The following is a 1,576-nucleotide window of genomic DNA, read 5'->3' as shown; positions in this document are numbered from 1 at the left end:
AAGTGCACTTAATAAAGCTAAAGAAAGTGCACTTAATAAAGCTAAAGAAGAAGGAAGAGAAGAAGGAGCTATTAAGGTAGCTAATAATCTTTTGAAAATGGGATTAACCGTAGAACAAGTTGCAGAAGCTTCTGAGTTATCAGTGGAAAAGGTTATAGAAATAAAAAATAAAATATAAAGTTTAGACTGTAAATAGATTTGAAAAAATATTTGCAGTCTTTTTTTAGAATTTAAAATTTTACTGAAGAAGTATTGGGAGATGAGTGAAAGGATATTGTTTTTTAAAGAAAAAAAGCATGTAATAAAGCAAGATGTTTTTGTCTTATTACCTGCTTTTTTATTTTGTAGAAGTTGTACCTGGTGAAAACATGTTCGTACATTTTTATCCAAGTTACAGTTACCCTGCTGAGGGGGCTTGGCCTAAGAATTTGCTTTCATAAAGAAAAAATAATATTACTGAAAATAAAAATTTCCAGCAATATTATAAGAATAAAAAGATAAATTGCACAAATTTATCTAGAGTTTTAAGGTAGCATTAATTTTTGAGTATTAATATGATTATAATAATCGTACTTATAAGAAACATTAAGAATGCAATATATATTATTGGTGTTAGCATGGTATTTGATTTATTTCTTAAATAAATCAAAGATATTAATGATGAAATAATAAAAAAAGCATACATTAATAGAACTTGAATTTTATTAGACTTCATTTTGATCATCTGAAATAGTTTTTAACATATTTGTACGCATCATAAAGCATTCCGCTAGTACCAGCACAAATTAAAACCATACCACCATATACAGCAATCCAAGTACCAAATTCTGCAGCCAATGTATTTTTAAGATCTCTAGGGACAGCTAAGCCACCTAAAATACCTGCAGATATCATACCGCATCCTGTTCCAATTAAAATGAGATTACCTAAGAAATCACCACCGTTAATATCTTGAAGTTCATCTAAAGTTAATTTATCGAAAGTATTTGATAAAAACAATTCCAATATAGCACCTCCTTCTTTTATAATAAAAACATTTTTAACAATTAAAGAGAAATTCACATATGGGATTTTATATAATTATACGCATCATTTAATAATCCACGAGTACCTGCGGTGATTAAGATAATACCTCCTATAACTCCAATGGTGACACCGAATTTAGCTTCTGTACCTGACCTTAAGTTAGATGGAAGTGATAAGCCGCCTAAAATGGCACCAGATACAAAACCTATTCCTGTAGCAACTACTAAAAGATTAGATATCCAATCTCCACCGTTAACGTTAGTTAGTTCATTTGCAGATAATTCAGGAAAAGCTACGTTTAAAGAATTCAAAGTCATTTCCATAATATTCACCTCCTTATATTGTAAATTATTCAAAACTATATGTAAACCCTTGGCCAAAAGATTTTACCTAAATTAAAGATTTTCTGTAAGAAAATAAACAATTACTGTCAACTGTACACTGTCAATTGTCAACTATATTTTATTGGGATTAACCCCAATATAAATATCAATAACAGCTTCATCCAACTTACTAGGATCATTAACTTCTGTAACAGCAACATTATAAG

The 1,576-nt window shown here is 29.1% G+C and carries 2 protein-coding genes; both read right to left on the bottom strand.

The genetic code is table 11. The annotated features are described in order from the left end of the window. Positions 1-720 precede the first annotated feature (720 nt). Positions 721-1,005, bottom strand: a complete 285-nt coding sequence (locus BUB83_RS21100; RefSeq protein WP_073341045.1) for a hypothetical protein — start codon at positions 1,003-1,005, stop codon at positions 721-723. A 53-nt stretch (positions 1,006-1,058) separates the two neighbouring features. Beyond that, on the bottom strand, positions 1,059-1,349 hold the full coding sequence (locus tag BUB83_RS21095; protein ID WP_073341044.1) for a hypothetical protein: 291 nt from the start codon (positions 1,347-1,349) through the stop codon (positions 1,059-1,061). Positions 1,350-1,576: the final 227 nt, after the last annotated feature.

This window comes from Clostridium grantii DSM 8605 (assembly GCF_900129965.1).
In the GTDB taxonomy this organism is placed as follows: Bacteria; Bacillota; Clostridia; order Clostridiales; family Clostridiaceae; genus Clostridium_AF; species Clostridium_AF grantii.
Note: the sequence above shows the minus strand (reverse complement) of the source record. Positions and strands in the feature narration are given on the sequence as shown.